Origin of the sequence: Streptomyces atratus, assembly GCF_900119365.1 — a bacterium.
Taxonomy (GTDB): domain Bacteria; phylum Actinomycetota; class Actinomycetes; order Streptomycetales; family Streptomycetaceae; genus Streptomyces; species Streptomyces atratus_B.
Genome location: NZ_FPJO01000014.1, coordinates 135,588 through 160,256, shown reverse-complemented (window position 1 = coordinate 160,256; position 24,669 = coordinate 135,588). Strand labels below are relative to the sequence as shown.

The 24,669-nt window shown below is 70.4% G+C and carries 21 protein-coding genes; 11 read left to right on the top strand and 10 right to left on the bottom strand.

Going from position 1 to position 24,669, the window contains the following annotated elements:
- Positions 1-63: 63 nt before the first annotated feature.
- Positions 64-1,269 carry a MarP family serine protease gene (locus BT364_RS23160; RefSeq protein ID WP_072487148.1) on the top strand — a complete coding sequence of 402 codons (1,206 nt, stop codon included), beginning with the start codon at positions 64-66 and terminating at the stop codon, positions 1,267-1,269.
- A 140-nt stretch (positions 1,270-1,409) separates the two neighbouring features.
- Here BT364_RS23160 and BT364_RS43190 read toward each other — a convergent pair whose 3' ends face one another.
- From BT364_RS43190 to BT364_RS23130, 6 genes are all read right to left on the bottom strand, one after another.
- A complete protein-coding gene (locus BT364_RS43190; RefSeq protein ID WP_072487147.1) occupies positions 1,410-1,613 on the bottom strand; it encodes a hypothetical protein in 204 nt (67 codons plus the stop codon).
- A 106-nt stretch (positions 1,614-1,719) separates the two neighbouring features.
- Positions 1,720-2,832 carry an alpha/beta fold hydrolase gene (locus BT364_RS23150; protein ID WP_072487146.1) on the bottom strand — a complete coding sequence of 371 codons (1,113 nt, stop codon included), beginning with the start codon at positions 2,830-2,832 and terminating at the stop codon, positions 1,720-1,722.
- On the bottom strand, positions 2,829-3,362 hold the full coding sequence (locus BT364_RS23145) for a phage holin family protein (RefSeq protein ID WP_072487145.1): 534 nt from the start codon (positions 3,360-3,362) through the stop codon (positions 2,829-2,831). The genes BT364_RS23150 and BT364_RS23145 overlap by 4 nt, the downstream gene beginning before the upstream one ends.
- Positions 3,363-3,409: 47 nt before the next feature.
- A complete protein-coding gene (nhaA, locus tag BT364_RS23140; protein WP_072487144.1) occupies positions 3,410-4,825 on the bottom strand; it encodes a Na+/H+ antiporter NhaA in 1,416 nt (471 codons plus the stop codon).
- A gap of 244 nt (positions 4,826-5,069) precedes the next feature.
- Complete coding sequence (acs, locus tag BT364_RS23135; RefSeq protein WP_072487143.1) at positions 5,070-7,067, bottom strand: acetate--CoA ligase; 1,998 nt, start codon at positions 7,065-7,067, stop codon at positions 5,070-5,072.
- 219 nt (positions 7,068-7,286) lie between these two features.
- Positions 7,287-9,971: a SulP family inorganic anion transporter gene (locus BT364_RS23130; protein ID WP_107408289.1), complete on the bottom strand. Its 2,685-nt coding sequence runs from the start codon at positions 9,969-9,971 to the stop codon at positions 7,287-7,289.
- 285 nt (positions 9,972-10,256) lie between these two features.
- Here BT364_RS23130 and BT364_RS23125 point away from each other — a divergent pair, with 285 nt between their 5' ends.
- On the top strand, positions 10,257-11,648 hold the full coding sequence (locus tag BT364_RS23125) for a polysaccharide deacetylase family protein (protein WP_256260168.1): 1,392 nt from the start codon (positions 10,257-10,259) through the stop codon (positions 11,646-11,648).
- 200 nt (positions 11,649-11,848) lie between these two features.
- On the opposite strand, the gene BT364_RS23120 is transcribed toward BT364_RS23125, so the two are convergent.
- The gene (locus tag BT364_RS23120; RefSeq protein WP_072487142.1) at positions 11,849-12,844 is read right to left on the bottom strand and encodes an ATP-binding protein; all 996 of its coding nucleotides are present in this window, start codon (positions 12,842-12,844) and stop codon (positions 11,849-11,851) included.
- 102 nt (positions 12,845-12,946) lie between these two features.
- On the opposite strand from BT364_RS23120, the gene BT364_RS23115 reads away from it, so the two are divergent.
- On the top strand, positions 12,947-13,771 hold the full coding sequence (locus tag BT364_RS23115) for a Fic family protein (RefSeq protein ID WP_072487141.1): 825 nt from the start codon (positions 12,947-12,949) through the stop codon (positions 13,769-13,771).
- Between the two features lie 108 nt (positions 13,772-13,879).
- Positions 13,880-14,735 (top strand): IS5 family transposase gene (locus BT364_RS23110; RefSeq protein WP_256260167.1). Its coding sequence is split into 2 segments (ribosomal slippage): positions 13,880-13,936 and positions 13,938-14,735, totalling 855 coding nucleotides; the frame shifts between segments, so codons are not numbered across the junction.
- A gap of 46 nt (positions 14,736-14,781) precedes the next feature.
- On the opposite strand, the gene BT364_RS23105 is transcribed toward BT364_RS23110, so the two are convergent.
- Together BT364_RS23105 and BT364_RS23100 are read right to left on the bottom strand one after the other, a co-directional pair.
- Positions 14,782-15,177: a contact-dependent growth inhibition system immunity protein gene (locus BT364_RS23105; protein ID WP_256260166.1), complete on the bottom strand. Its 396-nt coding sequence runs from the start codon at positions 15,175-15,177 to the stop codon at positions 14,782-14,784.
- A 491-nt stretch (positions 15,178-15,668) separates the two neighbouring features.
- A complete protein-coding gene (locus BT364_RS23100) occupies positions 15,669-16,508 on the bottom strand; it encodes an HAD family hydrolase (protein ID WP_072487140.1) in 840 nt (279 codons plus the stop codon).
- A 566-nt stretch (positions 16,509-17,074) separates the two neighbouring features.
- On the opposite strand from BT364_RS23100, the gene ssd reads away from it, so the two are divergent.
- From ssd to BT364_RS39295, 7 genes are read left to right on the top strand one after another with little or no spacing between them, the layout of a single operon-like run.
- Positions 17,075-18,136 carry a septum site-determining protein Ssd gene (gene ssd / locus BT364_RS23095; RefSeq protein WP_256260179.1) on the top strand — a complete coding sequence of 354 codons (1,062 nt, stop codon included), beginning with the start codon at positions 17,075-17,077 and terminating at the stop codon, positions 18,134-18,136.
- Entirely contained in the window at positions 18,133-19,281 is a 1,149-nt protein-coding gene (locus tag BT364_RS23090) for a TadA family conjugal transfer-associated ATPase (protein ID WP_072487139.1), read from the top strand. The genes ssd and BT364_RS23090 overlap by 4 nt, the downstream gene beginning before the upstream one ends.
- Positions 19,278-20,147 (top strand): type II secretion system F family protein, encoded by an 870-nt coding sequence (locus BT364_RS23085; RefSeq protein WP_072487138.1) that lies wholly within the window; start codon positions 19,278-19,280, stop codon positions 20,145-20,147. The genes BT364_RS23090 and BT364_RS23085 overlap by 4 nt, the downstream gene beginning before the upstream one ends.
- Positions 20,144-20,968 (top strand): type II secretion system F family protein, encoded by an 825-nt coding sequence (locus tag BT364_RS23080; protein WP_072487137.1) that lies wholly within the window; start codon positions 20,144-20,146, stop codon positions 20,966-20,968. Before BT364_RS23085 ends, BT364_RS23080 begins: the two co-directional genes overlap by 4 nt.
- Positions 20,969-21,013: 45 nt before the next feature.
- Complete coding sequence (locus tag BT364_RS23075) at positions 21,014-21,226, top strand: DUF4244 domain-containing protein (protein ID WP_072487136.1); 213 nt, start codon at positions 21,014-21,016, stop codon at positions 21,224-21,226.
- Positions 21,213-21,611: a TadE family type IV pilus minor pilin gene (locus BT364_RS23070; RefSeq protein WP_072487135.1), complete on the top strand. Its 399-nt coding sequence runs from the start codon at positions 21,213-21,215 to the stop codon at positions 21,609-21,611. The genes BT364_RS23075 and BT364_RS23070 overlap by 14 nt, the downstream gene beginning before the upstream one ends.
- Positions 21,608-22,177, top strand: a complete 570-nt coding sequence (locus tag BT364_RS39295) for an Rv3654c family TadE-like protein (protein ID WP_079179592.1) — start codon at positions 21,608-21,610, stop codon at positions 22,175-22,177. Before BT364_RS23070 ends, BT364_RS39295 begins: the two co-directional genes overlap by 4 nt.
- Here the strand turns inward: BT364_RS39295 and BT364_RS23060 are convergent.
- The gene (locus tag BT364_RS23060) at positions 22,107-24,596 is read right to left on the bottom strand and encodes a DEAD/DEAH box helicase (RefSeq protein WP_072487134.1); all 2,490 of its coding nucleotides are present in this window, start codon (positions 24,594-24,596) and stop codon (positions 22,107-22,109) included. The two genes, BT364_RS39295 and BT364_RS23060, sit on opposite strands and share 71 nt — an antisense overlap.
- Positions 24,597-24,669: the final 73 nt, after the last annotated feature.

Sequence of the window (24,669 nt, the reverse complement as noted above, 5' to 3'; positions counted from 1 at the left end):
CCGGCCCCGCCCGGACCCAGCCGAAGGAACGGGCCCGGTGACGAATCTGCGAGGCTATAGACGGTGAACGTGCTGGACATCCTGCTGCTGGCCGGCGCCGTGTGGTTCGCGGTCGTCGGCTACCGACAGGGGTTCGTCGTCGGCATCCTGTCGGTGATCGGGTTCCTGGGCGGCGGTCTCGTCGCCGTCTACCTGCTGCCGCTCCTGTGGGACCAGCTGACGAACGGCTCCGAGGTCTCGTCGACGGCTGCCGTCGTCGCCGTCGTCATCGTGATCGTCTGCGCCTCGGTGGGCCAGGCATTCACCACCCACCTCGGCAACAAGCTCCGCCGGTACATCACGTGGTCGCCCGCGCGCGCCCTCGACGCCACCGGCGGCGCCCTGGTCAACGTCGTCGCGATGCTGCTGGTCGCCTGGCTGATCGGCTCCGCGCTGGCCGGCACCTCGCTGCCGACGCTGGGCAAGGAGGTCCGCAGCTCCTCGGTCCTGCTCGGCATCTCCCGGGTGATGCCCACGCAGGCCTCCACCTGGTTCACGGACTTCTCCTCGGTCCTCGCGCAGAACGGCTTCCCGCAGGTCTTCAGCCCGTTCGCCAACGAGCCGATCACCGAGGTCCAGGCCCCGGACCCGGCGCTGGTGGGCAGCCCCGTCGCGGCCCGCGCCAAGAAGTCCATCGTCAAGGTCGTCGGTACGGCCCCGAGCTGCGGCAAGGTCCTCGAAGGCACCGGCTTCGTCTTCTCCGACCGCCGGGTGATGACCAACGCGCACGTCGTCGGCGGCGTCGACGAGCCGACCGTCCAGATCGGCGGCCAGGGCCGGCTGTACGACGCGAAGGTCGTCCTGTACGACTGGCAGCGCGACATCGCCGTGCTCGACGTACCGGACCTCGACGCGAAGCCGCTGAAGTTCGCCGAGCCCGACCGCGACGCCCGGACGGGGGACAGCGCCATCGTCGCGGGCTTCCCGGAGAACGGCTCGTACGACGTACGGGCCGCGCGCGTCCGGGGCCGTATCGGCGCCAAGGGCCCGGACATCTACCGCCGGGGCACCGTCCGCCGCGATGTGTACTCGCTCTTCGCGACGGTCCGTCAGGGCAACTCCGGCGGACCGCTGCTGACCCCCGGCGGCCTGGTGTACGGCGTCGTCTTCGCCAAGTCGCTCGACGACCCCGAGACCGGCTACGCGCTGACGGCCGACGAGATCCGCCAGGACATCAAGCGTGGCCGCTCCGCCAACCAGCAGGTCGACAGCCAGGCATGCGCGCTCTGAGCACCTGTCCCTGAGCGGCCCGCGCGAGAGTGGCCCGTGTACGGCAGGGGGCGGGCACAGCACGGCGTGCCGAGGCCCGGAAGAGCCGCGGTGAAGTCCCGCCCGGCCGGTGAGCGTTCACCGGCCGACCGGGGCGGAGATCATCCGCGTGGATGGCGCAGCCGCGCCGAGACCCAGCGGGCCCGACGGCGCAGAATGCGCGGAATGCCGAGCCGGGGATCATGCAGAACATGCATATCGTGCACCCGGCCCTGGGGGCCGCCCCCCTCATGAGCGCTCGAACCCGCCGTGGCGGTCGAGCGGCGGTTGCGTGCTGTGTCACCGAAGTCGTGCGTCCAGCCCATACCGGGACGTCTGCCCGTGCCTCATGGTCGGTAACCGCCCATCCGTCAGCCAATTGGCCTATGCGCCGGGCAATTGGCTGTTCGTCGGACAACTGTGCCCGTACGGCTACCGATCGGGCTCGGAATCCTTGAGCCAGCTGATGAGTTCGGCCGAGAACCCGGCCGGGTCCTCCTCGTGCGGGAAGTGCCCCAGACCGTCGAAAAGTCGCCAACGGTACGGCGCTTCGACGTACTCGCCGGAGCCCGCCGCGCTCCGTGTGCGGATCGCCGGATCGAGTGAACCGTGCAGATGCAGGGTCGGTACCCGCACCGGCAGCTTCATCCGCCGGTTGAACTGGATTCCGTCCGGACGGGCGAGGGAACGCACCATCCAGCGGTACGGCTCGATCGAGCAGTGCGCCGTCGACGGGATGCACATCGCGCGCCGGTAGACCTCCACCGTCGCGTCGTCGGGGAAGTCCGGGGTCCGGGGGCCGGCCCATTCGTGGATCAGCCGGCCGACCAAGGCCGCGTCGTCCGCGACGAGCTGACGCTCCGGTACCCATGGGCGCTGGAAACCCCAGATGTACGAGCCGGCCCGGGACTGTGCGAAGTCGGAGAGCATCGAGGAGCGCCAGCGGCGCGGATGAGGCATCGAGGAGACCACGAGGCGGCGCACCAGCTTCGGCCGCATCACCGCGGCCGTCCAGGCGAGGTAGCCGCCCATGTCGTGGCCGACCAGGGCCGCGTCCGGTTCGCCCAGCGAGCGGATCACACCGGTGATGTCGAGCGCCAGGTTGGCGGGGTCGTAGCCCCGGGGTGTACGGTCGCTGCCGCCGACCCCGCGCAGATCCATCGCGACGGCCCGGAAACCGGCGTCGGCCAGCGCGGTGAGCTGGTGGCGCCAGGTCCACCAGAACTGCGGGAAGCCGTGCAGCAGCAGCACCAGCGGCCCCTCGCCGAGCTCGGCGATGTGGAAGCGGGCGCCGTTGGCCGCCACGTCCCGGTGCGTCCACGGCCCCTCGATGCGTACGGGCCCGCCGGAGCCGCCCGGGACCGCTGGGCCCGGTGAGGCAGAGCCCGGTACCGCTGGGCCGTCCGAGCCTGTCCGGCTGTCCTTGCCCGCGGAGCCTGACTGACCTGCCGGGCCCGCGGGGTCGACCGGGCCTGCCGGATCTGCAGGGCCCACAGGATCTGCCGGACCTTCTGGGTCGAATGCGCTGGAATCGGGGACGGTCATGTGGACGAGCGTGCCACAGAGGAGGCCTTGTCCTGGACCGGAGCCTTCTCCATGGCGGTGCCCGCCAGCGTGCTGCCCGAGACGGCCGGACGGCTCGTCCCCGCCGTGACGGCCGGCCGCGGGTGCGGCTTGACGCCCTGGAGGACGGCCGCCGTCTGCTTGGCCGAGGCGATGGACTTCTCCGGCGGCTTCAGCTTCTTGAACTTGAGCCAGCCGATCAGCCCCAGCAGGGCGGCCAGGAGGAAGAACCCGCCGGCCACGATCAGGAACGACCACGCCAGGCCCAGGCCCAGGTTGTGGATCCCGTAGGCGGCCGCGAAGCTCAGCATCGGCATCATGAACAGAAGCAGCACGGCCGCGACGATCATCGCCACGCTGCCGATCGCCCCGCGCTTGACGTCCTGCCGTACCTCGGCCTTGGCCAGGGCGATCTCGTCGTGCACCAGTGCGGACATCTCGGCTGTCGCCGCGGCGACCAGCTGCCCGAGACTGCGGTCGGCGCTGCCCGCGTTGTTGCCGGGGTCGCTCATCCCTGACTCCCTCTCCTGTTCTGCTGCTCAACACATCTGGTGTCAGATCATGCCGGACTGTCCGGCTCGTTGCTCGCTGCCCCCGCCCGTTGGGCAAGGCGGCGGTGCTCGGCCGCCTTCTTCTCGTGGATCGCCGCCATCCGCAGGTGGTACTCCGGATCGTCCTGCTCGTAGACATCGGGCACCCCGTCCTCGTCCTCGTCGAGCTCCTCCGCCTCGTACAGCGCCCGGTATTTGCGTACCCGGAGTTTGAGCAGTACGCCGGCGAGTACGGCGGCCGTCAGGGAACCGAGCAGCACGGCGGCCTTGATCTCGTTGATCATGGCCTCGTCGCCGACGAAGGCCAGCTCACCGATGAGCAGCGAGACAGTGAAGCCGATCCCGGCGAGCATGGCGACCGCGAAGACATCCGCCCAGGCCAGGTCCTTGTTCAGCTCCGCCTTGGTGAAGCGGGAGGCCAGCCACGTACCGCCGAAGATGCCCACGGTCTTGCCGACGACGAGGCCCAGGACGACACCGAGCGTCTCGGGCCGGGTGAAGACGTCCGCCAGGGCGCCGCCGGAGAGGGAGACACCGGCCGAGAAGAGAGCGAACAGCGGCACGGCGAAACCGGCCGACAGCGGGCGGATCAGGTGCTCGATGTGCTCGCCGGGCGAGTGGGTCTCGCCCTCCCGGCGGGTGCAGCGGAGCATCAGACCCATGGCGACACCGGCGATCGTGGCGTGGATGCCGCTGTTGTACATCAGGCCCCAGATGACCACGGCGAGCGGTACGTAGATGTACCAGCCGCGCACATTCCTGCGCAGCAGCAGCCAGAAGACGGCCAGCCCGACGAAGGCGCCGAGCAGCGCCATGAAGTCGATCTGCTCGGTGAAGAAGACCGCGATGATCAGGATCGCGAAGAGGTCGTCGACGACGGCGAGGGTCAGCAGGAAGGCGCGCAGCGCGTTCGGCAGCGAGGTGCCGATGACCGCGAGTACGGCGAGTGCGAAGGCGATGTCGGTGGCGGTGGGGACGGCCCAACCGCCCGTCGAACCTCCGCCGACCACGTTCACCAGCGTGTAGACGATGGCCGGAACGGCCATTCCGCACAGCGCGGCGACGACGGGGAGTGCGGCCGCCTTGGGATCACGCAGTTCGCCCGCGACCAGTTCCCGCTTGAGCTCGACGCCCGCGACGAAGAAGAAGATCGCGAGCAGCCCGTCCGCCGCCCAGTGCGCCACAGAGAGGTTGAGGCCCAGCGACTCCGGCCCGAAGTGGAAGTCGCTGACGGACCTGTAACCGGAATAGAAGGTGTTCGCCCACACCAGGGCGGCTATCGCGGCGACCAGCAGGATGACGCCGCCGACGGTCTCGGTGCGCAGGGCGTCGGCGAGGTAGTTCCGCTCGGGGAGGGAGAGCCTCCCGAGAAAGGTGCGGCGGGAGGGAGAAGGGGGTGCGGGGGAGGGGGCGGGCGCGGCCACGGGTGGAGACCTCCGGTGTCGGTACGGCAGCGATGGCATGGCTGATGCACTTGCCGACCAGACTTCCCGGCACCCCTGTGGAGATTTCTTATTGCTTTGTTGACGCGGCAATCACTGTACCCGGGGCGTGCGGGGCTGTATCCGGTGATCTTCACCTTAAATGCCCGAGGGGCATCCGGCGCGTTGCCGGATGCCCCTCGGGGACGTACTGCTGCTCGCTGTGGCCGGTCCTCGCAGGCTGTGATCAGTCCTCGGAGGGGGACGACGGCAGCTGGGCCTGGATCAGGTCCATCACCGAGGAGTCGCTCAGCGTGGTGACGTCTCCCACCTCGCGGTTCTCGGCGACGTCGCGCAGCAGGCGGCGCATGATCTTGCCCGAGCGGGTCTTCGGCAGCTCGGCGACCGGAAGGATCCGCTTCGGCTTGGCGATCGGGCCGAGTGTGGCACCGACGTGGTTGCGCAGCTCGGCGACGAGCTCGTCGGAGGCGTCGGCCGTGCCGCGCAGAATCACGAAGGCGACGATGGACTGGCCGGTCGTCTCGTCGGCGGCGCCGACCACGGCTGCCTCGGCGACCGAGGGATGCGAGACGAGCGCCGACTCGACCTCGGTGGTCGAGATGTTGTGCCCGGACACGAGCATCACGTCGTCGACCCGGCCGAGCAGCCAGATGTCACCGTCCTCGTCCTTCTTGGCGCCGTCGCCCGCGAAGTACTTGCCCTCGAAGCGCGACCAGTAGGTGTCGATGAAGCGCTGGTCGTCACCCCAGATGGTGCGGAGCATCGACGGCCACGGCTCGGTGAGGACGAGGTAGCCGCCCCCGCCGTTCGGAACCTCGTTGGCCTCGTCGTCGACGACCGTGGCCGAGATACCGGGCAGGGCGCGCTGGGCGCTGCCAGGCTTGGTCTCCGTCACGCCCGGCAGCGGCGCGATCATCATCGCGCCGGTCTCGGTCTGCCACCAGGTGTCCACGATCGGGCACTTGTCGGCGCCGATGTGCTTGCGGTACCACATCCACGCCTCGGGGTTGATCGGCTCACCGACCGAACCGAGGATCCGGAGGCTGCTCAGGTCGAACTTGGCGGGGATGTCGTCACCCCACTTCATGAACGTGCGGATCGCGGTCGGCGCGGTGTAGAGGATCGTGACGCCGTACTTCTGCACGATCTCCCAGAAACGCCCCTGGTGCGGGGAGTCGGGCGTGCCCTCGTACATGACCTGCGTCGCGCCGTTGGCCAGCGGGCCGTAGACGATGTACGAGTGGCCGGTCACCCAGCCGATGTCGGCGGTGCACCAGAAGACATCGGTCTCCGGCTTGAGGTCGAAGACCGCGTTGTGGGTGTACGCCGCCTGCGTCAGGTAGCCGCCGGAGGTGTGCAGGATGCCCTTCGGCTTACCCGTCGTGCCGGAGGTGTAGAGGATGAAGAGCGGCTGCTCCGCCTCGAAGGCCTCGGGGGTGTGCTCGGCGGACTGGCGGCCGGTGATCTCGTGCCACCAGACGTCGCGGCCCTCGGTCCACGCGGTGTCCTGGCCGGTGCGCCGCACCACGAGGACGTGCTCGACGCCGTCGATACGGGAGACGGCGTCGTCCACGGCGGGCTTGAGCGCGGACGGCTTGCCGCGGCGGTAGCCGCCGTCGGCGGTGATGACGACCTTGGCGTCCGCGTCCTGGATGCGGGCGGCGATGGCTTCGGCGGAGAAGCCGCCGAAGACCACCGAGTGGGCGGCGCCGATGCGGGCGCAGGCCAGCATCGCGATGGCGGCCTCCGGGATCATCGGCAGATAGACGGCGACCCGGTCGCCCTTGCCGACACCGAGCTCGATGAGCGCGTTGGCGGCCCGGGAGACCTCGTCCTTGAGCTGTGCGTAGGTGATGGCGCGGCTGTCGCCCGGCTCGCCCTCGAAGTGGATGGCGACCCGGTCGCCGTTGCCGGCCTCGACGTGACGGTCCACGCAGTTGTACGCGACGTTGAGCTTGCCGTCCGCGAACCACTTCGCGAAGGGCGGGTTGCTCCAGTCGAGCGTCTCGGTCGGCTCCGTGGCCCAGGTCAGGCGACGGGCCTGCTCGGCCCAGAAGCCCAGCCGGTCCGCCTCGGCCTGCTCGTACGCCTCCGCTTTGACGTTGGCATTGGCGGCCAGATCGGCAGGCGGTGCGAACCGCCGCTCCTCCTTGAGCAGATTGGCCAGGCTTTCGTTGCTCACGACATCTCCCATTCCCAGGGTGTCCGTTGTGTCCCGGGGCATAGCTCATCAGGCCAAAGGCCGGGTGACAAGTGTCTTCCCGGAATTGGTTTAGACCTGTGTCTCGTGTATTAGGAGACACAGTCCCGCATCCACATGCGGCGCAACGCGGCGCGACGGGCGCGGTGCGACGTGGTGCGACGCGACCGGCGCGGTGCGACGCAGTGCGCCGCAGTGCGGAGGCAGGACCACAAGGTCTCACGGACCCGGGGCAAAGGTGGTTCAGACGCCGCTCCGTTCCAACTCGCCCGGACCGGAGGGCTCGCCGGGGCCCACGCGGTCGAAGACCTCGTCGAGCTCCAGCCCGCTGCTCGCCCCCTCGGTCAGCAGATACGCCTGCGCCTCGCCCACGTGGAAGTACATGCCGTGCAGCCGAAGCGTGCCTTCGGCGAGCCGCCGAGCCACGGATTCGTGTGCCCGCAGGTGGTCCAGTTGCTGGACCACATTGGTGAGGCAGAGCTGCTCCAGCGCATCGGCCGGCAGCCGCCCGGAGATCCGGGCCCAGGCGTGGTGCCGGGACGCCATCCGCTCCAGGCTCGGCAGCCCATGTCTCAGCCACCGCCACAGGGACGTGGGCGGAGTGCCCGGGTCCGGTCTGGTGCCGAGCAGCGCCTGCATCGCTCCGCAGCCGGAGTGCCCGCAGACGGTGATGGACTCCACCTTCAGTACGTCCACCGCGTACTCGATCGCCGCGCCCACCGAGTCGTCGCCCGACTCGGCGTTCGGCAGGGGCACCAGATTGCCGATGTTCCGCACGGTGAACAGGTCGCCCGGGCCGCTCGCCGTGATCATGCTGGTGACCAGGCGGGAGTCCGCGCAGGTGATGAAGAGCTGGGAGGGGCGCTGCCCCTCGGCGGCCAGCCGGGCCAGCTCGTTGCGCACCAGCGGAGCAGTGTTGCGCTGGAACGAACTGAGGCCGCTGATCAGCTGATTGCCGCCGGGGCGGCGGCCGGCCGCGGAGTGCGGGCCGGTCGTCCGGCCGGGGGAGCGGTGGACAGTGGGGTCCGGGCCGGGGGCGGCGGTGGGGCGTGGGTCAAGGGTGCAGGCGAGGGTGGAGGCGGGGGTGGAGGCGTTGCGGGGAGTGTCGTGGGATGTGTTGATCCGGTCGGTGCCGGGGTGGGCTTCGGCGGAGGGGCTGATGAAGTGGCCGCCGAGGCCGTGGCCGGCCTCGGGCGCACTGCCGGGCTCGTCGTGGCAGTGGTGGTTGCGCCAGGGTGTCCAGGGGCGACAACAGGAGTGCGCCGCCGAGGAGGGCTCGGCGATCCGGCCGCCGGACCTGCCGGTGAACACGACCCTGCCGCCGTGCGCGGTCTGAGCGGTGCTCCAGTCCTGGATCGCCTCGTATGCCGCATGGTCTATGAAGAAGCCGTCCAGTTCGACGACAGCATCGCCGCCCTGGGGCAGCTGGCCGAGTGTGCGGCTGAGCCGGGGCACCGCGAGGAACGTCAACTGGCCCCGTACGACGACCAGATGCTGCCCGCCCTGATCGGTGACCGTGATCCGGGTGCGGGCCAGCCGGTGCAGGGCGACCGCCACCGCCACCGTGATGCCGATCGCCACGCCCTTCAGCACGCCGAAGAGGATCACGCCGGTGATCGTCGCCCCGTACACCAGGACTTCGCGGTGCTTGTGGACGTTGCGGATGTGGGCGAAGCTCACCATCTTGATACCGACCATCATCACCAGCGCGGCGAGCGCGGCCAGTGGAATCCACTCCAGCACCGTGACCAGCAGCCCGGTGGCGAGCAGCACCCAGACGCCGTGCAGCACGGTGGAAGCACGCCCGGTCGCCCCGGCGCGTACGTTCGCCGAACTGCGCACCGCGCCGCCGGACACGGCCAGCCCGCCCACCAGCCCGGACAAGGTGTTGGCGATTCCCTGGGCCCGCAGCTCACGGTCGAGATCGGAGCGTCTGGCGGGCAGCGTGGGCGCGGTGGTCGAGTCGGCTGAGCCCGGTGAGCCGGACGGCGCGGGCGGTGCCGAGGCCGGGGCCGAGTGCGAAGGTGAGGCCGAGTGCGAAGGCTGGGCCGACAGTTTGTCCACGGCCACTGCGGCGAGCAGTGACTCCAGGCTGGCCACCAGCATCACCGTGAACACGGCCGTGGCCAGGGCGAGTACGGGGCCGTGCGGCATCTCCGGCAGGGCGTGCGAGCGCCAGGACGGCAGATCGACCCGAGCGATCCCGGGGGCGGCGATCGCAGCCACCGCCGTAGCGGTCACCACCGCGGCGAGGGCGGCCGGAATCCGTCGTACACCGCTGCCGATCCGGCCCGGAATCCGTGGCCACAGGACCAGGATCGCGATGGTCAGCACACCGATGAGCGGCGCGGCGGGGCTCACCCGGCCCAACTGGTCGGGAAGCGCCAGGGTGTTGGCGACGGCGGAACTCTGCGGCGAACCGCCGAGCACGATGTGCAGCTGGGCGAGCGCGATGGCCACGCCGATACCGGCGAGGGTGCCGTGGACGACGGCGGGGCTGACGGCGAGGGCGCTGCGCGCCGCCCGCAGCGAGCCCAGCAGGATCTGCAGAAGCCCGGCGCCGATGGTGATCGCGCAGGTGGTGCGCCAGCCGTAGACCTGGATCAACTCGGCTGTGACCACGGTCAGTCCGGCGGACGGGCCACTGACCTGGAGGGGCGTGCCGCCGAGCAGTCCGGCGACGATGCCGCCGATCGTGGCGGAGATGAGGCCGGCTTCCAGCGGGGCGTCCATGGCGACGGCGAGGCCGAGCGACATGGGGACGGCGAGCAGGAAGACCGTGATCGATGCGGACAGATCGGCGCCCGCGATACGGAATCGTCCGCCGCGCGGTGGCGGCGGGCTGTGTGGTCGCTTGACTCCCGAGGCACGCGGCGGGCGCGAACTACGGGATGTGCGGTTGTGACGAGTGGGGACGCAAGCGGACATGTTCCCGTCTCCTCCGGGGCAGCGCGGTCGCGGAATGTGGGGACGCGGCCATGGGTCACGGCGTGCAGCGGCGGGATTTCTCAACTCTCAGTAAACAGATCGTAATGGAGAGTAAAGATCCGTGTCCATGCTTGAGGTCAAATGGCCCATTTGATCAGCCATTCAAGTGAATAAGCATCTTTTCATTCGGCCTGCCGTGCTGATCCGACGGAGCCGTGTGCGAGCTTGACCGCGCCGTGTCGGCACTTCGATGCAAATTACCGGCAAGGAAGAGGTGGGCGGATGATGGCTGCCACGACGAGAGTCGCCGCGAAGAGAGTCGTTGCGAGGAGAGCCACCGAGAAGACGGCCGCCGCCGGGCGGGTCGCCCTGGGTGCCGTGGCCGTCGCGCTGACCGCGGGAGTGGCGGGTTGTTCTTCCGGTTCCGACGCCGGCCGCGGAGCCGGAGGGCCGGGAGTGGCGAAACCGGCCGCTGGAGCGAAGAAGCCGGCCGCCAAGACCAGGAGGAAAGTCCCTGAAGTCGCGCCCAAGGGCGTCTTCCGGCTCATCGGTGACGGCTCGACCGCCTTCACCGGCAGTCAGCCGAAGCAGCCCGTGGCTAAGCGCCTGACCCCAGGTCAGAAGCCACCGCAGTTCGTGGTGTTCTCGTGGGACGGCGCGGGCGAGGACAGCCAGAAGCTGTTCTCGCACTTTCGCGAGGTCGGCAAGAAGTACCACGCGAACATGACGTACTTCCTCAGCGGCGTGTACATGCTGCCGGAGGACAAGGCGCAGCTCTACGACCCGCCGAAGCACAACGCCGGCAGCTCCGACATCGGCTTCAACGACACCGAGGGAATCCGGAACACCATCACCCAGGTGCGCGGGGCCTGGGAGGACGGTGACGAGATCGGCACCCACTTCAACGGCCACTTCTGCGGTCCCGACGGCGGTGGCACCTGGTCCGTCGACCAGTGGAAGAGCGAGATCAGCCAGGCCAAGTCCTTCGTGAAGAACTGGAAGACCAACGACCCCGGCCTCGAAGGGGAGAAGCCGCTTCCTTTCGACTACGACAAGGAGCTCATCGGCGGCCGCACACCCTGCCTGGAGGGGCAGAAGAACATGGTCGCCGCAGCACGGACGATGGGCTTCCGCTACGACTCCAGCGGGGTCAACAACCAGGTCTGGCCGAAGAAGAAGGACGGCCTCTGGGACCTGTCGATGCAGCTCGTTCCCGTGCCGGGCCGAGAGTTCGAGACCCTGTCGATGGACTACAACTTCATGTTCAACCAATCCGGTACGACGCAGGGCGACCCGGACCGGCACGAGTACTGGGGCAACCAGATGCGCGACGGCCTGCTCCAGGCCTTCGACCGTTCGTACGACGGAAACCGCGCCCCGCTGATCATCGGCAACCACTTCGAGTCCTGGAACGGTGGCACCTACATGCGCGCCGTCGAGGAGACCATCGCGACGGTCTGCACGAAGGAGAACGTGCGCTGCGTGTCCTTCCGGCAGCTCGCCGACTGGCTGGACGCGCAGGATCCGGCGACGCTGGCGAAGCTCGGCACGCTCGAAGTCGGCCGGGCACCCGCGAAGGGATGGACCGCGTTCCTCGGCGGAACGGGGACCTCCGGGACCGACCGGGCAGCGGAGGCCGACAAGCGTGACCGGGGAACCGCCGGGCACGGCCGCTGAGCTGCGCGACCTTCGGCTGCGCCGGCGTGTCATGCGCCGGACAGACCGAACAGACCGGACAGCCCGGACAGCCCGGGCAGCCCGGGCAGCAGGGCCGCGCGTCGAGCGCCGGACGGGTCGGAGAGCCGATCCCGTCCGGCGTCCGGGATGCGACGGCTCCCGCAGGGAGACGCGAATCCTGCCGACGGGGTGCCGGTGGCTCAGGCGGGCTGAGTGGCGCCGTCCTGCGCGTACCGCTCGTCGAGGACGAAGGCGGGGTCGACCTGGGCAGCCAGATCGGCGCCCGTCTTCTCGTTGCCCCAGCTCTCCGCGTTCTTCAGATGGAAGTGCACCATCTGCCGCGTGTAGCGCCCCCAGTCCCGCTGTTCGTACGAGTCCTCCGCGGCGTTCTGCAGCGCCTGCAGAGCCATCCGGTTGTCCGCCTCCAGCAGCTCGAAGCGAGCGGGGCGACCCTTCTCCATCGCCCGTACCCAGTTGGAGTGACCGACGGTGACCAGCAGGTCGTCGCCCACCTCGGCGCGCAGGAAATCCAGATCGTCCTCGCCCTGCACCTTGTTGCCGATGACCTTCAGCGCGACCCCGAAGTCCCGCGCGTACTCCTTGTACTGGCGATAGACCGAGACGCCCTTACGGGTCGGCTCCGCGACCAGGAACGTCATGTCGAAGCGGGTGAACATCCCCGAGGCGAAGGAGTCCGAACCCGCCGTCATGTCGACGACGACATAGTCGTCGGGGCCGTCGACGAGATGGTTGAGGCAGAGCTCGACCGCGCCGACCTTGGAGTGGTAGCAGGCCACGCCCAGATCCGACTCGGTGAACGGCCCGGTGGCCATCAGCCGGATCTCCCCGTCGTCGAGCCGGACCGCACGGGCGCACGCGTCGTAGATCGGGTTGTCCTCGCGGACCCGCAGCAGCCGGGAGCCCTCGCCGGGTGGAGTCGTCTTGATCATCGTCTCGCCGGAGGCGATACGGGGATTGCTGCCGCGCAGATACTCCTTGATCAGAGGCAGGTGCGCTCCCATGGCGGGCAGCGCGGCGGCCTCCTGGTCGTCGAGGCCGAGCGCGGCCCCGAGGTGCTGGTTGATGTCGGCGTCCACCGCGACGACATGGGCTTCATTGGCGGCGAGGTGGCGGATGAAGAGCGAGGACAGCGTCGTCTTGCCGCTGCCGCCCTTCCCCACGAAAGCGATCTTCATGTTCACCTAGGGTAGCGGCGTGATCGCGTTCGGTTGTCAGACTTCGTGAAGAAGGCCACTCCCGGGCGGCAGCGGTGCGGCGGGCGCGTAGCCTCGTTACCTATGAGTACGACTGCCTCTGATCCGCTCGCCGCCCTCGGCACCCTGCCGGGCGTCGCCGACGCGGTGGACTCCGTACGCAAGGCCGTCGACCGGGTCTACGGTCACCGCGTCATGCGGCGCCGCAGCAATGAGGTCACCGCGGAAGCGGCGCTGCGCGGCGCCCGCGGTTCGGCGGCGCTGTCCGGTGCCGACTGGAATCTGGAGGAGGTGCGCCGGCGCACCGACTTCAGTGGTGACGACGAGGCGCAGGTTGTCGGGGCGGCCCTGCGGCTGACCGCCGAAGCGGGTCAACTGCTCTCCATCTGGCGGCAGTCACCGCTGCGGGTGCTGGCGCGGCTGCATCTGGTCGCGGCCGGCGGGGCGGCACCCGATGACGCCGTCGGCCGGCCGAGACTGGCGGGCGAGTCCGTGGACGAGCCGCTGGTCGAGGCGCCGCTGCCGGATGCCGACGAGGTGGCCGGGCGGCTGGAGGGTCTCTCCGGGCTGATCCTCTCGGGTACTTCGGCGCCCGCGCTGGTGACGGCGGCGGTCGTGCACGGTGAACTGCTGGCCCTGCGTCCCTTCGGCTCGTACAACGGCCTGGTGGCGCGGACCGCCGAGCGGATCGTGCTGATCGGGAGCGGGCTCGACCCCAAATCGATCTGCCCCGCCGAGGTCGGCCACGCCGAACAGGGGCGGGCGGCGTACATCGCGGCGTTCGAGGGCTACCTGTCGGGAACGCCGGAGGGGATGGCGGCCTGGATCGCGCACTGCGGACGCTCCGTGGAGCTGGGTGTCAGGGAGTCGACGGCGGTGTGCGAGGCGCTGCAGCGCGGAGCCGCGTAACGGGGGACGGCCATGCCGTGTGTGCGCTGCGGCGGGTGCCGTGATGTGTTCTGAGACCGCGTTTGAGATCTGTCGTGTCCCTGTGCGGGAGGGGTCGTTGAGCCTTGCGTGAGTGGCTCTAGGGGTGGGTATCCGTCGGATCTAACGGATGAGCAGTGGGCTCTTTGTTGAACTGTTACTGCCGGCGGCGAGGGTCGGGCCGAAGGGCGGGCGGCGGGAGAAGCACCCACGTCGGCGGATCGTGGACGCGATCTTCTATGTGGTGCGGACCGGGTGCGCCTGGCGCCAGTTGCCGAAGGACTTCCCGCCCTGGCCGACCGTGTATTGGTACTTCACTTGGTGGCACGACGACGGCACGGTCGAGCAGGTCCACGACACGTTGCGCGGCCGGGTCCGCGAGGCTGACGGCCGTAGAGCGGAGCCGAGCGCCGGGCTGATCGACTCACAATCCGTGCGCACGGCCGATACGGTCCCGGCCAGAACCCGAGGCTTCGACGCGGGCAAGAAGGTGAAGGGCCGCAAGCGGTTCATCGTCACGGACACCCTTGGCCTGCTCCTGGCTGTTCACGTGGTCGCGGCGAACATCCAGGACCGCGACGGCGCGAAGCGTTCGTTGCTGTGGACTCGCCTGGACCATCCGGGCGTGCAGAGGATTTGGGCTGACCAGGGCTTTGCAGGCCGCCTCGTCGAGTGGTCACGGACGATCCTCGGCCGCGAACTGGAGATCGTGCGCAAGGCCCCGGACCAGCGCGGATTCCAGGTTCAGCCCAAGAGGTGGGCGGTCGAGCGCACCTTCTCGTGGCTCACCGCCCATCGCCGCCTCGCGCGTGACTACGAGACCAGCCCGGCCCGCTCTGAGACCATGATCCGATGGGCGATGATCGGCATCATGGTCCGTCGGCTCGCCCGTGGCCGACCGGCGACACGTCCGGGTCCGCGCGTGTCCCTGCGAGACGTTTCGTAGTTACACGCCGACCGTCGCTTCGAGAGGGAGCGCCCTGCGGCGGTGCCTATGGAGCCAGGAAGAGCTCAACCTTCTGTTGCAGGTCAGGGGGCAGGTCAGTCAACTTCGAGGTGATCACGCGAAGCTCTCTGCCAAGGTCGGGAAACTCGTCCCAGACTGATGGATTCCTGGCGAGGACCGCGGACAGTAGATCACCTTCGTACATGTGCCCCTCGGCCATTGGGTTCTCCCGAAGTACCTCCAGTGCCAGCGGCAGGAGGTAGGGCAGGCCCATGCCCTGCCCTATCAACAAGCGCAAGTCCTCGACGGCCAGTTCGTCGATCGGCCGACGCCGCAAGGCGTGGGCAGTAGTGACAAGACGGGTGTCGTCGGCAGATGGGGCTGGCCAGCGGGTGCGTTCAAGCTCTTCAAGCGAGCGGTCACGATTCAAGGGGAGTGTCACCGGTCGATTGTCCTACGAGCAGATCTCAAACGCGGTCTGAGATGTGTGTTGAGATAAATCCACCGAAGTAACTTCATCGCGGTAACTTCGCCGAATTGTCTTCACCGCATCGGCTTCACTGCCCGGTAAAAGGGTTGCGGCGGTACCGTCCTCGGTACCGCCGCTGGCATGTCTACCCAGTTACCATGCGTCCTCGATATATGCCCATCAGGTCGGGTTGCTTTGCCCGTTTCCCTGGTGCGGCTGGCCCGTAATCGACGGGTCGACGTCGCGTGGGTGCTCGGTTTTCATGCTCGGTCCGTGGGGCCGTCTCTGCGTTACAGGTAATCCTCTCGGATGTCCTTGGTCTCGCGGGCCGTTGACTCATTTGTACTCCAGGGCGGGGGTGAGCGGTAGTGCTGGCCCCACTTCTTTACTTTTAGGTTCAATTACGGGCGAGTTGGATAATTCGGTGCCGGTCGCGTCGGTGTACGCCGAGTCCGGGGTGCGTGTCAGACGGAGGCCGTGGCCGCGCGGCGGCGGGAGGTGTACCAGACCAGCCCTGCCGTGACGGCGGCCGCGCCCACCGCTGCCGCCGCGACCAACGCCGGACGCGGCGGCAGCGAGAACGCGGGCAGTCGCTGCTTGAGCCGGACCGGCCGGTTGAAGACGAGAATCGGCCACTCGCGGAGGGTCGCCTCCCGCCGCAGCGCGCGATCCGGATTGACCGCGTGCGGATGACCGACCGAATCCAGCATCGGTACATCCGTGGCAGAGTCGCTGTAGGCGTAGCAACGTGAGAGGTCGTACCCCTCCGACACTGCGAGGGACCTGATCGCCTCGGCCTTGGTCGGCCCGTACGCGTAGTACTCGACCTCGCCGGTGAAGCAGCCGTCGTCGCCGACGACCATTCGGGTGGCGACGACCCGGTCGGCGCCGAGCAGCTCGCCGATCGGTTCGACGACCTCGGCGCCCGAGGTTGAAACGATCACTACATCGCGTCCGGCGGTGTGATGCTCTTCGATGAGCGTTGCGGCTTCGTCGTAGATGATGGGGTCGATCAGATCGTGAAGGGTCTCGGCGACGATTTCCTTCACTTGCTGGACGTTCCAGCCCTTGCAGAGTGCGGAGAGATATTCCCGCATCCGCTCCATCTGGTCGTGATCTGCACCCCCGGCAAGGAACACGAACTGTGCGTACGCGGTGCGCAGTACAGCGCGGCGGTTGATCAGTCCGCCTTGGTAGAAGGACTTGCTGAAGGTCAGCGTCGAAGACTTCGCAATGACCGTCTTGTCCAGGTCAAAGAAGGCGGCTGTGCGCGGCAAGAAGCGGTTTTCCACAAGGCAGAGCATAGGGGGACACCATTCGGCGTAAACTCTGGCGCGTGGGTTTGCCTGAGAAGGCTCTCGGGTACACCATGGAAGTCACGGATCGTTCGCGACCGTGCTAACCCGGTCCGGCTCCTCCCCCCCCGAGTCGGCCGTGGGGACGACCCCCGCTCTCCCCCCCGGCGGGGGTCGTCGCATGTCCGGACCCGTTTCTGTCGTTCGGAGCCAGGCATTCTGCCTCCATTTCGGCCGCGACGGCCCGCTTCTCGTTCCGTCTCCCACGAGCATGACTCGTCACGTTGTGTAGCGGAAGGGGTGCGCTCCGGAAGTCGTCGGTTGAGCGACGGAGATATCCACAACGGTGGAGTTGTCCACAGTTTTCGAGCAAGATCCACACGATTCTCCGAAGCGCTGCACGGTGATTCCAGCCGCGAAGTCCGCGGGTTGTGGAATCGCCGGTCCCGGAACGCTCCGGGATCACCGCGATCCGCGATGAAGGTGCAGTGATGAAGGGGGCGGAGATCGTGGCCGAGTCCATCGCGCGGGATCGTCTGCCGGCCGCCGGAGTGCGGCGGGGCGGACCGCTGATCGTGACCGAGGATGTGGAACTGCTCGACGATCTGCTGCGGCTGTGTGCGGCCGCTGGAGCGGAACCGGAAGTTCATCACTCGCTGCCCGAAGACAGAGGCAGTTGGGAGCGGGCTCCGATGGTTCTGGTGGGCGACGACGCCGCCCAGCGGTGCCGAGGGGCGGTGCGCAGGCGGGGCGTGATGCTCGTCGGCCGGGATCAGGACGCCCCGGACGTCTGGCGCCGCGCTGTGGAGATCGGAGCCGAATATGTGCTGAGGCTGCCCGATTCGGAGAGTTGGCTCGTCGACCAGATCGCCAATGCGTCGGAAGGCGTGGGCCGGCCGGCGCTCACCGTGGGGGTGATCGGCGGCCGGGGCGGCTCCGGCGCGTCCACCCTGGCCTGTGCCCTCGCGGTGACCGCGGCCAGGGCCGGGCGGCGGACCATGCTGATCGACGGTGATCCGCTCGGCGGCGGCATCGACGTGCTGCTCGGCGGCGAACGGGCCGAGGGGATGCGATGGCCGGATTTCGCCCATTCCAAGGGGCGGGTCGGCGGAGGTGCGCTGGAGGAATCACTTCCGGCGCTGCATGGGCTGCGGGTGCTCAGCTGGGGCCGCGACGACTGGGTGGTCATCCCGCCGCAGGCCATGCGGGCCGTGCTGGCCGCCGCACGCAGGCTAGGCGGGGTGGTGGTCGTCGATCTGCCGCGCCGGGTCGACGAATCGGTGGCCGAGGCGCTCGCGCAGCTGGACCTCGGGCTCTTGGTGGTCCCGGGGGAGCTTCGCGCGGTCGCGGCGGCGAAGCGTGTGGCGTCGATGGCCGGGATGGTCCTGGACGACCTGCGGGTGGTGTCCCGCGGGCCGTATGCGGCGGGCCTCGACGAACGGTGGGTGGCACAGGCGCTGGGGCTGCCGCTCGCCGGTGAACTCCCGCTCGAAGCCGGGCTGTCGGCCGCCCAGGACGGCGGCACGCCGCCGGGTGGCAGTGCGCGTGGTCCGCTGGCCAGGTTCTGCACGGCGTTCTGGGAGCGGGCGCTCGCACCGGAGGGTGCGGGGGGACGCGCTGGTGGAGGTGCGTCATGACGGAGACGCTGCTCGATGCCGTGCGACAGCGGCTCGCACAGAGCGGCACGGCACCGACCCCGGCCGGGGTGGCGGCGGCGCTGCGGGCCCAGGGGCGTCTGCTCGGGGACGCCGAAGTACTCGGTGCGGCCGATGAGTTGCGTGGCGAGCTGGTCGGGACCGGGGTGCTGGAGCCGCTGCTCGCCGATCCGGAGGTGACGGATGTGCTGGTCTCCGCGCCGGACCGGGTGTGGGTGGACCGGGGCGGCGGCCTCGAACTCACCGGGGTGACCTTCTCGGACGCCGCCGCGGTGCGCAGGCTGGCCCAGCGGCTGGCCGCCGTGGCGGGGCGACGGCTGGACGACGCCCGCCCCTGGGTGGACGCCAGGCTGCCGGACGGCACCCGTATGCATGCCGTGCTGCCGCCGGTGTCCGTCGGCTCGACGTGTCTGTCGCTGCGGGTGGTGCGGCCCAGGGCCTTCTCGCTGACGGAGCTGGTTGCGGCGGGGACGGTGCCGCCGGGCGGTGACCGGGTGCTGCGGGCCCTGGTGGAGGCCCGGGTCTCGTATCTGATCAGCGGAGGGACGGGTGCCGGGAAGACGACTCTTCTGTCGAGTCTGCTGAGTGCGGTCGGGAAGCGGGAGCGGATCGTGCTCGCCGAGGACTCCGCGGAGCTGCGGCCGGACCATCCCCATGTGGTGCGCCTGGAGTCGCGCCCCGCCAACCAGGAGGGGGCGGGCCGGGTGACGCTCCGGGACCTGGTGCGGCAGGCGCTGCGGATGCGGCCCGACCGGCTGGTGGTCGGAGAGGTGCGCGGCGCCGAGGTCACCGAGCTCCTGGCCGCTCTGAACACTGGCCACGAAGGCGGGTGCGGGACGGTTCACGCCAATGCGGCCGAGCATGTACCGGCCCGTCTGGAAGCACTGGGGACGGCGGCGGGGCTGGACCGGACGGCGCTGCACAGCCAGTTGGCGGCCGCACTGTCGGTGGTGGTCCATCTCGTACGGGACCGGGCCGGACAGCGGCGGATCGCCGAGGTGCAGGTCCTGGAGCGGGACGCGGCAGGGCTGGTGGTGACCGTGCCCGCGCTGTGCTGGGGCGCCGGTGGATTCGTGCGGGAGCGGGGCTGGGAGCGGCTGCGGTCGCTGATCGGGGGTGCGTTGTGACCGGTGGTGTGTCGACGGGCGTGAGCTGTGCGGTGGTCCTGTGCGTCGGGGTGGCGGCCTGGCTGATGGTGGTGCAGGACCACGGGCGACGGAGGGCCCGGGCGCTGTTCGTCGACGGGGTGGACCGGTCGCCGCTGCGTGTGCGCTGGGAGCGGGCCGGGGCGCGGGTGCTGGGGCGGGTGCGGGAGCGGCGGGAGTGGCTCTGCCTCCCGGTGGTGTTGGTCGTCGCCGTGCTGGGGGAGTCGGTGCTGCCGCTGTTGGCCGGGGCGGTGGCGGTGCCGCTGGTGCGGCGGTGGCTGCGGAGGCGGGCCCAGGGCAGGGAGCGGGAACGCCGGGCGGCCGGGGTGGTGGCGCTGTGCGGTGCGGTCGTGGGTGAGCTGCGGGCCGGACACGAACCGGGCCAGGCGCTGCTCGTCGCCGTTCGCGGCACCGGGGTGATGGGGGCTGCGGAGGCCGGTGTGTCCGCCGCGGCGCGATTCGGTGGCGATGTGCCGGGGGCGTTGCGGCAGGCGGCACGGGAGCCGGGCCTGGACGGGCTCGCCGGGGTGGCGGCCTGCTGGAGGGTGGCGGCCGACGGCGGGGCCGGGCTCGCGGCGGGTCTGGACCGCCTGGCGGGCGCGTTGCGGGCCGAGCGGCGCAGACGGGAGGAGCTGCGGGCCCAACTGGCGGGTGCCTGGTCGACGGTGGCCGTGCTGGCGCTGCTCCCGGTGCTGGGCCTGGGGCTGGGGGCGGCGCTCGGGGCCGATCCGTTGAGGGTGCTGCTGCACACGTCGGCCGGGCTGGTCTGTCTGGCGACGGGCGGACTGCTGGAGGCGGCCGGGCTGTACTGGGCCGGCCGGATCGTACGGGCGGGGGAGGCGGCATGAGCGGGGCCGCCGGCGAAGCCGTCCACCGGGTGGCGGCAGTGTGCGCGGTGCTGAGTGCGGTCGCCGGTACGGCCTTCGCCCTGGCGGGAGCGCAGCGGGGGCGGACGGTGCGTCGCCGGGGCGCGGTGCTGCTGGCGATCGGTGTGCAGAAGCGTCGGCGTGGCCGGAGGCGTGGCTGTGGGCAGGGCCGCGGGTACCCGGCATCCGGTGTCCGGGCGAAGGAGTGGATCGCGCCGGTGGGCGCTGTGGCGTCGGGCTGGGTCCTGGTCGGCGGCCTGCCGGGGTGCGTGGCGGGGCTGGCGGGGGCGTACGGCGCCTGGCGGTGGCAGCGGTCCCGGCGCAGACCCGAACCGGGAGCCGGGCAGGCGGAGATGGCGGAGGCCGCACGTCAGCTCCCGCTGGCGGCCGACCTGTTGGCGGCCTGCATCTCGGCCGGAGCCGGGCCCCGGGAGGCTGCGGAGGCGGTGGGAGAGTCGCTCGGCGGGCCGGTCGGCGTGCGCCTGGCGCGGACGGCCGCAGAGATCCGTCTCGGTGGTGAACCCGCGGCGGCCTGGGGGCGGTTCGGGGAGATGCCGGGTGCGAGCGCGCTGGCCCGCTGTCTGGACCGGGCGGGGGCGACCGGAGCCCCGGCGGCGGAGCCGGTGGCGCGGCTGGCCGAGGCGATGCGGGCCGAGCGTGCGAGTGCGGCCGTGGCGCGCGCCCAGCGGGCAGGGGTGGCGGTCACCGCCCCCGTCGGACTCTGTTTTCTGCCCGCGTTCCTGATGGTCGGGGTGGCACCGGTGGTGATCGGTCTGGCGACCGGACTGCTGCGCATCGGATGACCGAAAAGTATGAGTGCAAACCATTCAGCATGAATTAGGAATTCCATGGGGGTTGGGATGGTACGGCGAATCAAGGACTGGGTGCGCGGCATGGCACGCCGAGTCCGGTCGGACAACGGAATGACGACGTCCGAATACGCGGTGGGGACGATCGCGGCCTGTGCGTTCGCGGCGGTGCTCTACAAGGTGGTCACCAGCCAGCCGGTGATGTCCGCGCTGCAGTCACTGTTGAAAGACGCGCTCGATGCCAAGTTCTGAGAGCAGGAAAAGCGGGGGAAGCGGGGGAGTCCGGGCCCGAGGGGACCGGGGCGCGGTGACGGCGGAAGCGGCCATGGCGATTCCGGTGCTGGTGGTGTTCGCCCTGACGCTGGTGTGGGCGCTGATGGCCGCCTCCGCCCAGATCCGGTGTGTGGACGCGGCGAGGGCCGGGGCGAGAGCGGCGGCCCGTTCCGAGCAGGAGGCGCAGGTGCTGGAGGCCGCCCGTTCGGCGGCACCGGGTGGGGCTGAAGTCGCGATGGAACGGACCGGGGAGCTGTGGCGGGTACGGGTGGCGGCGTCGATGCCGGGGCCGGGACCACTGGCCCTGAAGCTTCACGCGGAGGCGGCGGCACTGGCCGAGGACACGGTGGGGGTGGCGCAATGACCGGGACGCGTCGCCGGAAGCGGCGTACGGCCGCCCTTGCCCGCCTGCGCGGGATCCGTGGGGCGGCGGACGGGGACAGGGGCCTGGCCACGGTGTGGGTGGCGATGACCACGGCCACGCTGTGCGCGGTGTTCGCGGTCGTGCTGGCCCTCGGGCAGGTGGTGGCCGTTCGGCACCGGGCGGGCGGTGCGGCGGACCTGGCAGCCCTGGCGGCGGCCGACCGGGCTCTGCAAGGCCCTGGGGCGGCATGCGGGGCCGCCGAGCAGGTGGCCGCGGCACAGGGGGCCGTGGTGGTCCGGTGTGCGGTGCGCGGGGAGGTCGCCGATGTTACGGCCCGGGTGAGTTTCGGGCCGTACGAACCGGCGGTCAGGTCCAGGGCCGGCCCTCCGGAGGCTGCTCCCGGTCCTCCCGAGCCGGGGCCTCCGACCCGGCCTCCCGCACCTGGGCCACCTGCGCCCCAGCCACCTGCTGCTCGGCCCCGCCCGCCTCAGCCTCCTACGCCTCCGGCGGATCTGCCGGGCCGGGACTCCCGGGGGCCGGAGGCGCACACCGCAGGAGCTCGGTGAGAAGGCGCACGGCACCGCGCTTGTGCAGTGGCTCGTTGCCGTTGCCGCACTTGGGGGACTGGACGCAGGACGGGCAGCCCGCCTCGCACTCGCAGGAGGCGATGGCCTGGCGGGTCGCGGTCAGCCACGTACGGGCGGTGTGGAAGGCCCGCTCGGCGAATCCGGCACCGCCCGGGTGGCCGTCGTACACGAAGACCGTGGGCAGCAGGGTGTCCGGATGCAGGGGCACGGAGACGCCTCCGATGTCCCAGCGGTCGCAGGTGGCGAAGAGCGGCAGCATCCCGATCGACGCGTGTTCCGCGGCGTGCAGGGTGCCGCCCAGGATCTCCGGGTTGATGCGGGCGGCGTCGAGCTGGTCCTCGGTGACCGTCCACCAGACGGCGCGGGTGCGCAGGGTGCGGGGCGGCAGGTCCAGCTTGGTCTCGCCGAGGACCTCGCCGGTGATCAGCCTGCGACGCAGGAAGGAGACGACCTGGCTGGTGACCTCCACCGAGCCGTAGCAGAGCCGTCCGTCACCCCACGGGATCTCGGTGTCGGTCTCCAGGACGGCGATGGAGGTGGTGTCGCGTGCGGTGGTCGAGTACGGCGGGACGGCCTCCTCGACCAGGGCCACCGAGTCCTCCAGGTCCAGCTTCCGGACCAGGTAGGTGCGGCCCTGATGGAGGTGGACGGCGCCCTCGTGGACGGCGGTGTGCGCGGCCGACTCGTCGACGGTGCCCAGCAGCCGGCCGGTGCCCTCCTCGACGATCTGGACGGGGCGGCCGCCCTCGCCACGGATGTCGGTGAGATCGGCGGCACGCTCGCGGCGGGTCCAGTGCCAGCCCGATGGCCGCTTGCGCAGCAGTTTCGCGGCTTCCAGCTGCGGCAGCAGTTCGGCCACGGCCGGGCCGAAGAGCTCCAGGTCCGGATCGGTGAGGGGGAGCTCGGCGGCGGCGGCACACAGATGGGGGGCGAGGACGTACGGATTGTCCGGGTCGAGGACGGTCGACTCCACGGGCTGCTGGAACAGCGCCTCGGGATGGTGGACGAGGAAGGTGTCCAGCGGGTCGTCGCGGGCCACCAGGACGGCCAGGGCGCCCCGGCCGGAGCGCCCGGCGCGGCCCGCCTGCTGCCACAGCGACGCCCTGGTACCGGGGTAGCCGGCGATGACGACGGCATCCAGGCCGGAGACGTCGATGCCGAGTTCGAGGGCGGTGGTGGCGGCCAGTCCGAGCAGCTGCCCGGAGTGCAGGGCGCGCTCCAGGGCGCGGCGTTCCTCGGGAAGGTAGCCCCCGCGGTAGGCGGCGACCCGGGCCGGCAGGGAGCGGTCCACCTCGGCGAGACGCTCCTTGGCGATGACGGAGATCAGCTCGGCGCCGCGCCGGGAGCGTACGAAGGCGACCGAGCGGACACCCTGGACGGTGAGATCGGTGAGGAGGTCGGCGGTCTCGGCGGTGGCGGTGCGCCGGACCGGGGCGCCCTTCTCGCCGTGCAGGTCGGTCAGGGGCGGCTCCCACAGCGCGAAGACCAGCTCGCCGCGGGGCGAGGAGTCGTCGGCGACCTCCTTGACCGGGAGACCGGTGAGGCGGCCGGCCGCGACGGAGGGTTCCGCCGCGGTGGCGGAGGCGAGGAGGAAGACCGGATCGGCACCGTAACGGGCGCACAGGCGGCGGAGCCGGCGTACCACCTGGGCGACGTGGGAGCCGAAGACACCGCGGTAGGTGTGGCACTCGTCGATGACGACGAAGCGCAGGGCGCGCAGGAAGGAGGACCAACGGGGGTGGGACGGGAGTATCCCGCGGTGCAGCATGTCGGGGTTGGTCAGGACGTAGTTCGCGTACTGACGCACCCACTCGCGTTCCTCGACCGGGGTGTCGCCGTCATAGACCGCAGGCCGGACGGCGTTGCCGAGCGGTGCGGCGAGCCGCTTCACGGCACGCCTCTGATCGGCGGCCAGGGCCTTGGTGGGAGCCAGGTACAGGGCGGTGGCGCCGCGGCCGTTCGGGGCCTCGGAGCCGTCGAGCAGGGCGCTGAGGACCGGGGCGAGGTAGGCGAGCGACTTGCCGGACGCCGTGCCGGTGGCGATGACCACGGATTCGCCGTCCAGGGCGTGCTCGGCGGCGGCCGCCTGGTGCGCCCACGGATGGTCGATTCCGGCCTTCTGGATCGCGGCGACGACTTCCGGCCGGATGCGATCGGGCCAAATGGCATGGGTTCCCGCACGCGGGGGCAAGTGCTCCGTATGAGTGATGCGCGCGGACCGGCCCGCCACTGCGGCGAGCCGGTCGAGGACCATGGCGGGAGAGGGGCTGGACTCGCTGTTCCCGGGTGGTCGACTGGGGCGGTGATTCTTGGCCATCGGCACCGAGTGTGTCACTGGCGTGACGGACAATGGTCCCAAGGCGTCGTGCATGCCTGCTGGTAAGTGATTGAATGCCATCGCGGCTGGCGATCCGTTCCCTGGCTCCGCCGGGGAGACTGAGGGGCGACCGCTCGATAGCAAGGTGCTGGAG

Excerpts from the sequence above, each read along its gene's own strand:
- BT364_RS43190 (WP_072487147.1), bottom strand. The coding sequence starts at position 1,613 with ATGGGCTGGACGCACGACTTCGGTGACACAGCACGCAACCGCCGCTCG.
- BT364_RS23060 (WP_072487134.1), bottom strand. The coding sequence starts at position 24,596 with ATGGCATTCAATCACTTACCAGCAGGCATGCACGACGCCTTGGGACCA.
- BT364_RS23090 (WP_072487139.1), top strand. The coding sequence starts at position 18,133 with ATGACGGAGACGCTGCTCGATGCCGTGCGACAGCGGCTCGCACAGAGC.
- BT364_RS39295 (WP_079179592.1), top strand. The coding sequence starts at position 21,608 with ATGACCGGGACGCGTCGCCGGAAGCGGCGTACGGCCGCCCTTGCCCGC.
- BT364_RS23145 (WP_072487145.1), bottom strand. The coding sequence starts at position 3,362 with ATGAGCGACCCCGGCAACAACGCGGGCAGCGCCGACCGCAGTCTCGGG.
- BT364_RS23115 (WP_072487141.1), top strand. The coding sequence starts at position 12,947 with ATGAGTACGACTGCCTCTGATCCGCTCGCCGCCCTCGGCACCCTGCCG.
- BT364_RS23150 (WP_072487146.1), bottom strand. The coding sequence starts at position 2,832 with ATGACCGTCCCCGATTCCAGCGCATTCGACCCAGAAGGTCCGGCAGAT.
- BT364_RS23070 (WP_072487135.1), top strand. The coding sequence starts at position 21,213 with ATGCCAAGTTCTGAGAGCAGGAAAAGCGGGGGAAGCGGGGGAGTCCGG.
- BT364_RS23120 (WP_072487142.1), bottom strand. The coding sequence starts at position 12,844 with ATGAAGATCGCTTTCGTGGGGAAGGGCGGCAGCGGCAAGACGACGCTG.
- BT364_RS23100 (WP_072487140.1), bottom strand. The coding sequence starts at position 16,508 with ATGCTCTGCCTTGTGGAAAACCGCTTCTTGCCGCGCACAGCCGCCTTC.
- BT364_RS23075 (WP_072487136.1), top strand. The coding sequence starts at position 21,014 with ATGGGGGTTGGGATGGTACGGCGAATCAAGGACTGGGTGCGCGGCATG.
- acs (WP_072487143.1), bottom strand. The coding sequence starts at position 7,067 with ATGCCCCGGGACACAACGGACACCCTGGGAATGGGAGATGTCGTGAGC.
- BT364_RS23130 (WP_107408289.1), bottom strand. The coding sequence starts at position 9,971 with ATGTCCGCTTGCGTCCCCACTCGTCACAACCGCACATCCCGTAGTTCG.
- BT364_RS23125 (WP_256260168.1), top strand. The coding sequence starts at position 10,257 with ATGGCTGCCACGACGAGAGTCGCCGCGAAGAGAGTCGTTGCGAGGAGA.
- BT364_RS23080 (WP_072487137.1), top strand. The coding sequence starts at position 20,144 with ATGAGCGGGGCCGCCGGCGAAGCCGTCCACCGGGTGGCGGCAGTGTGC.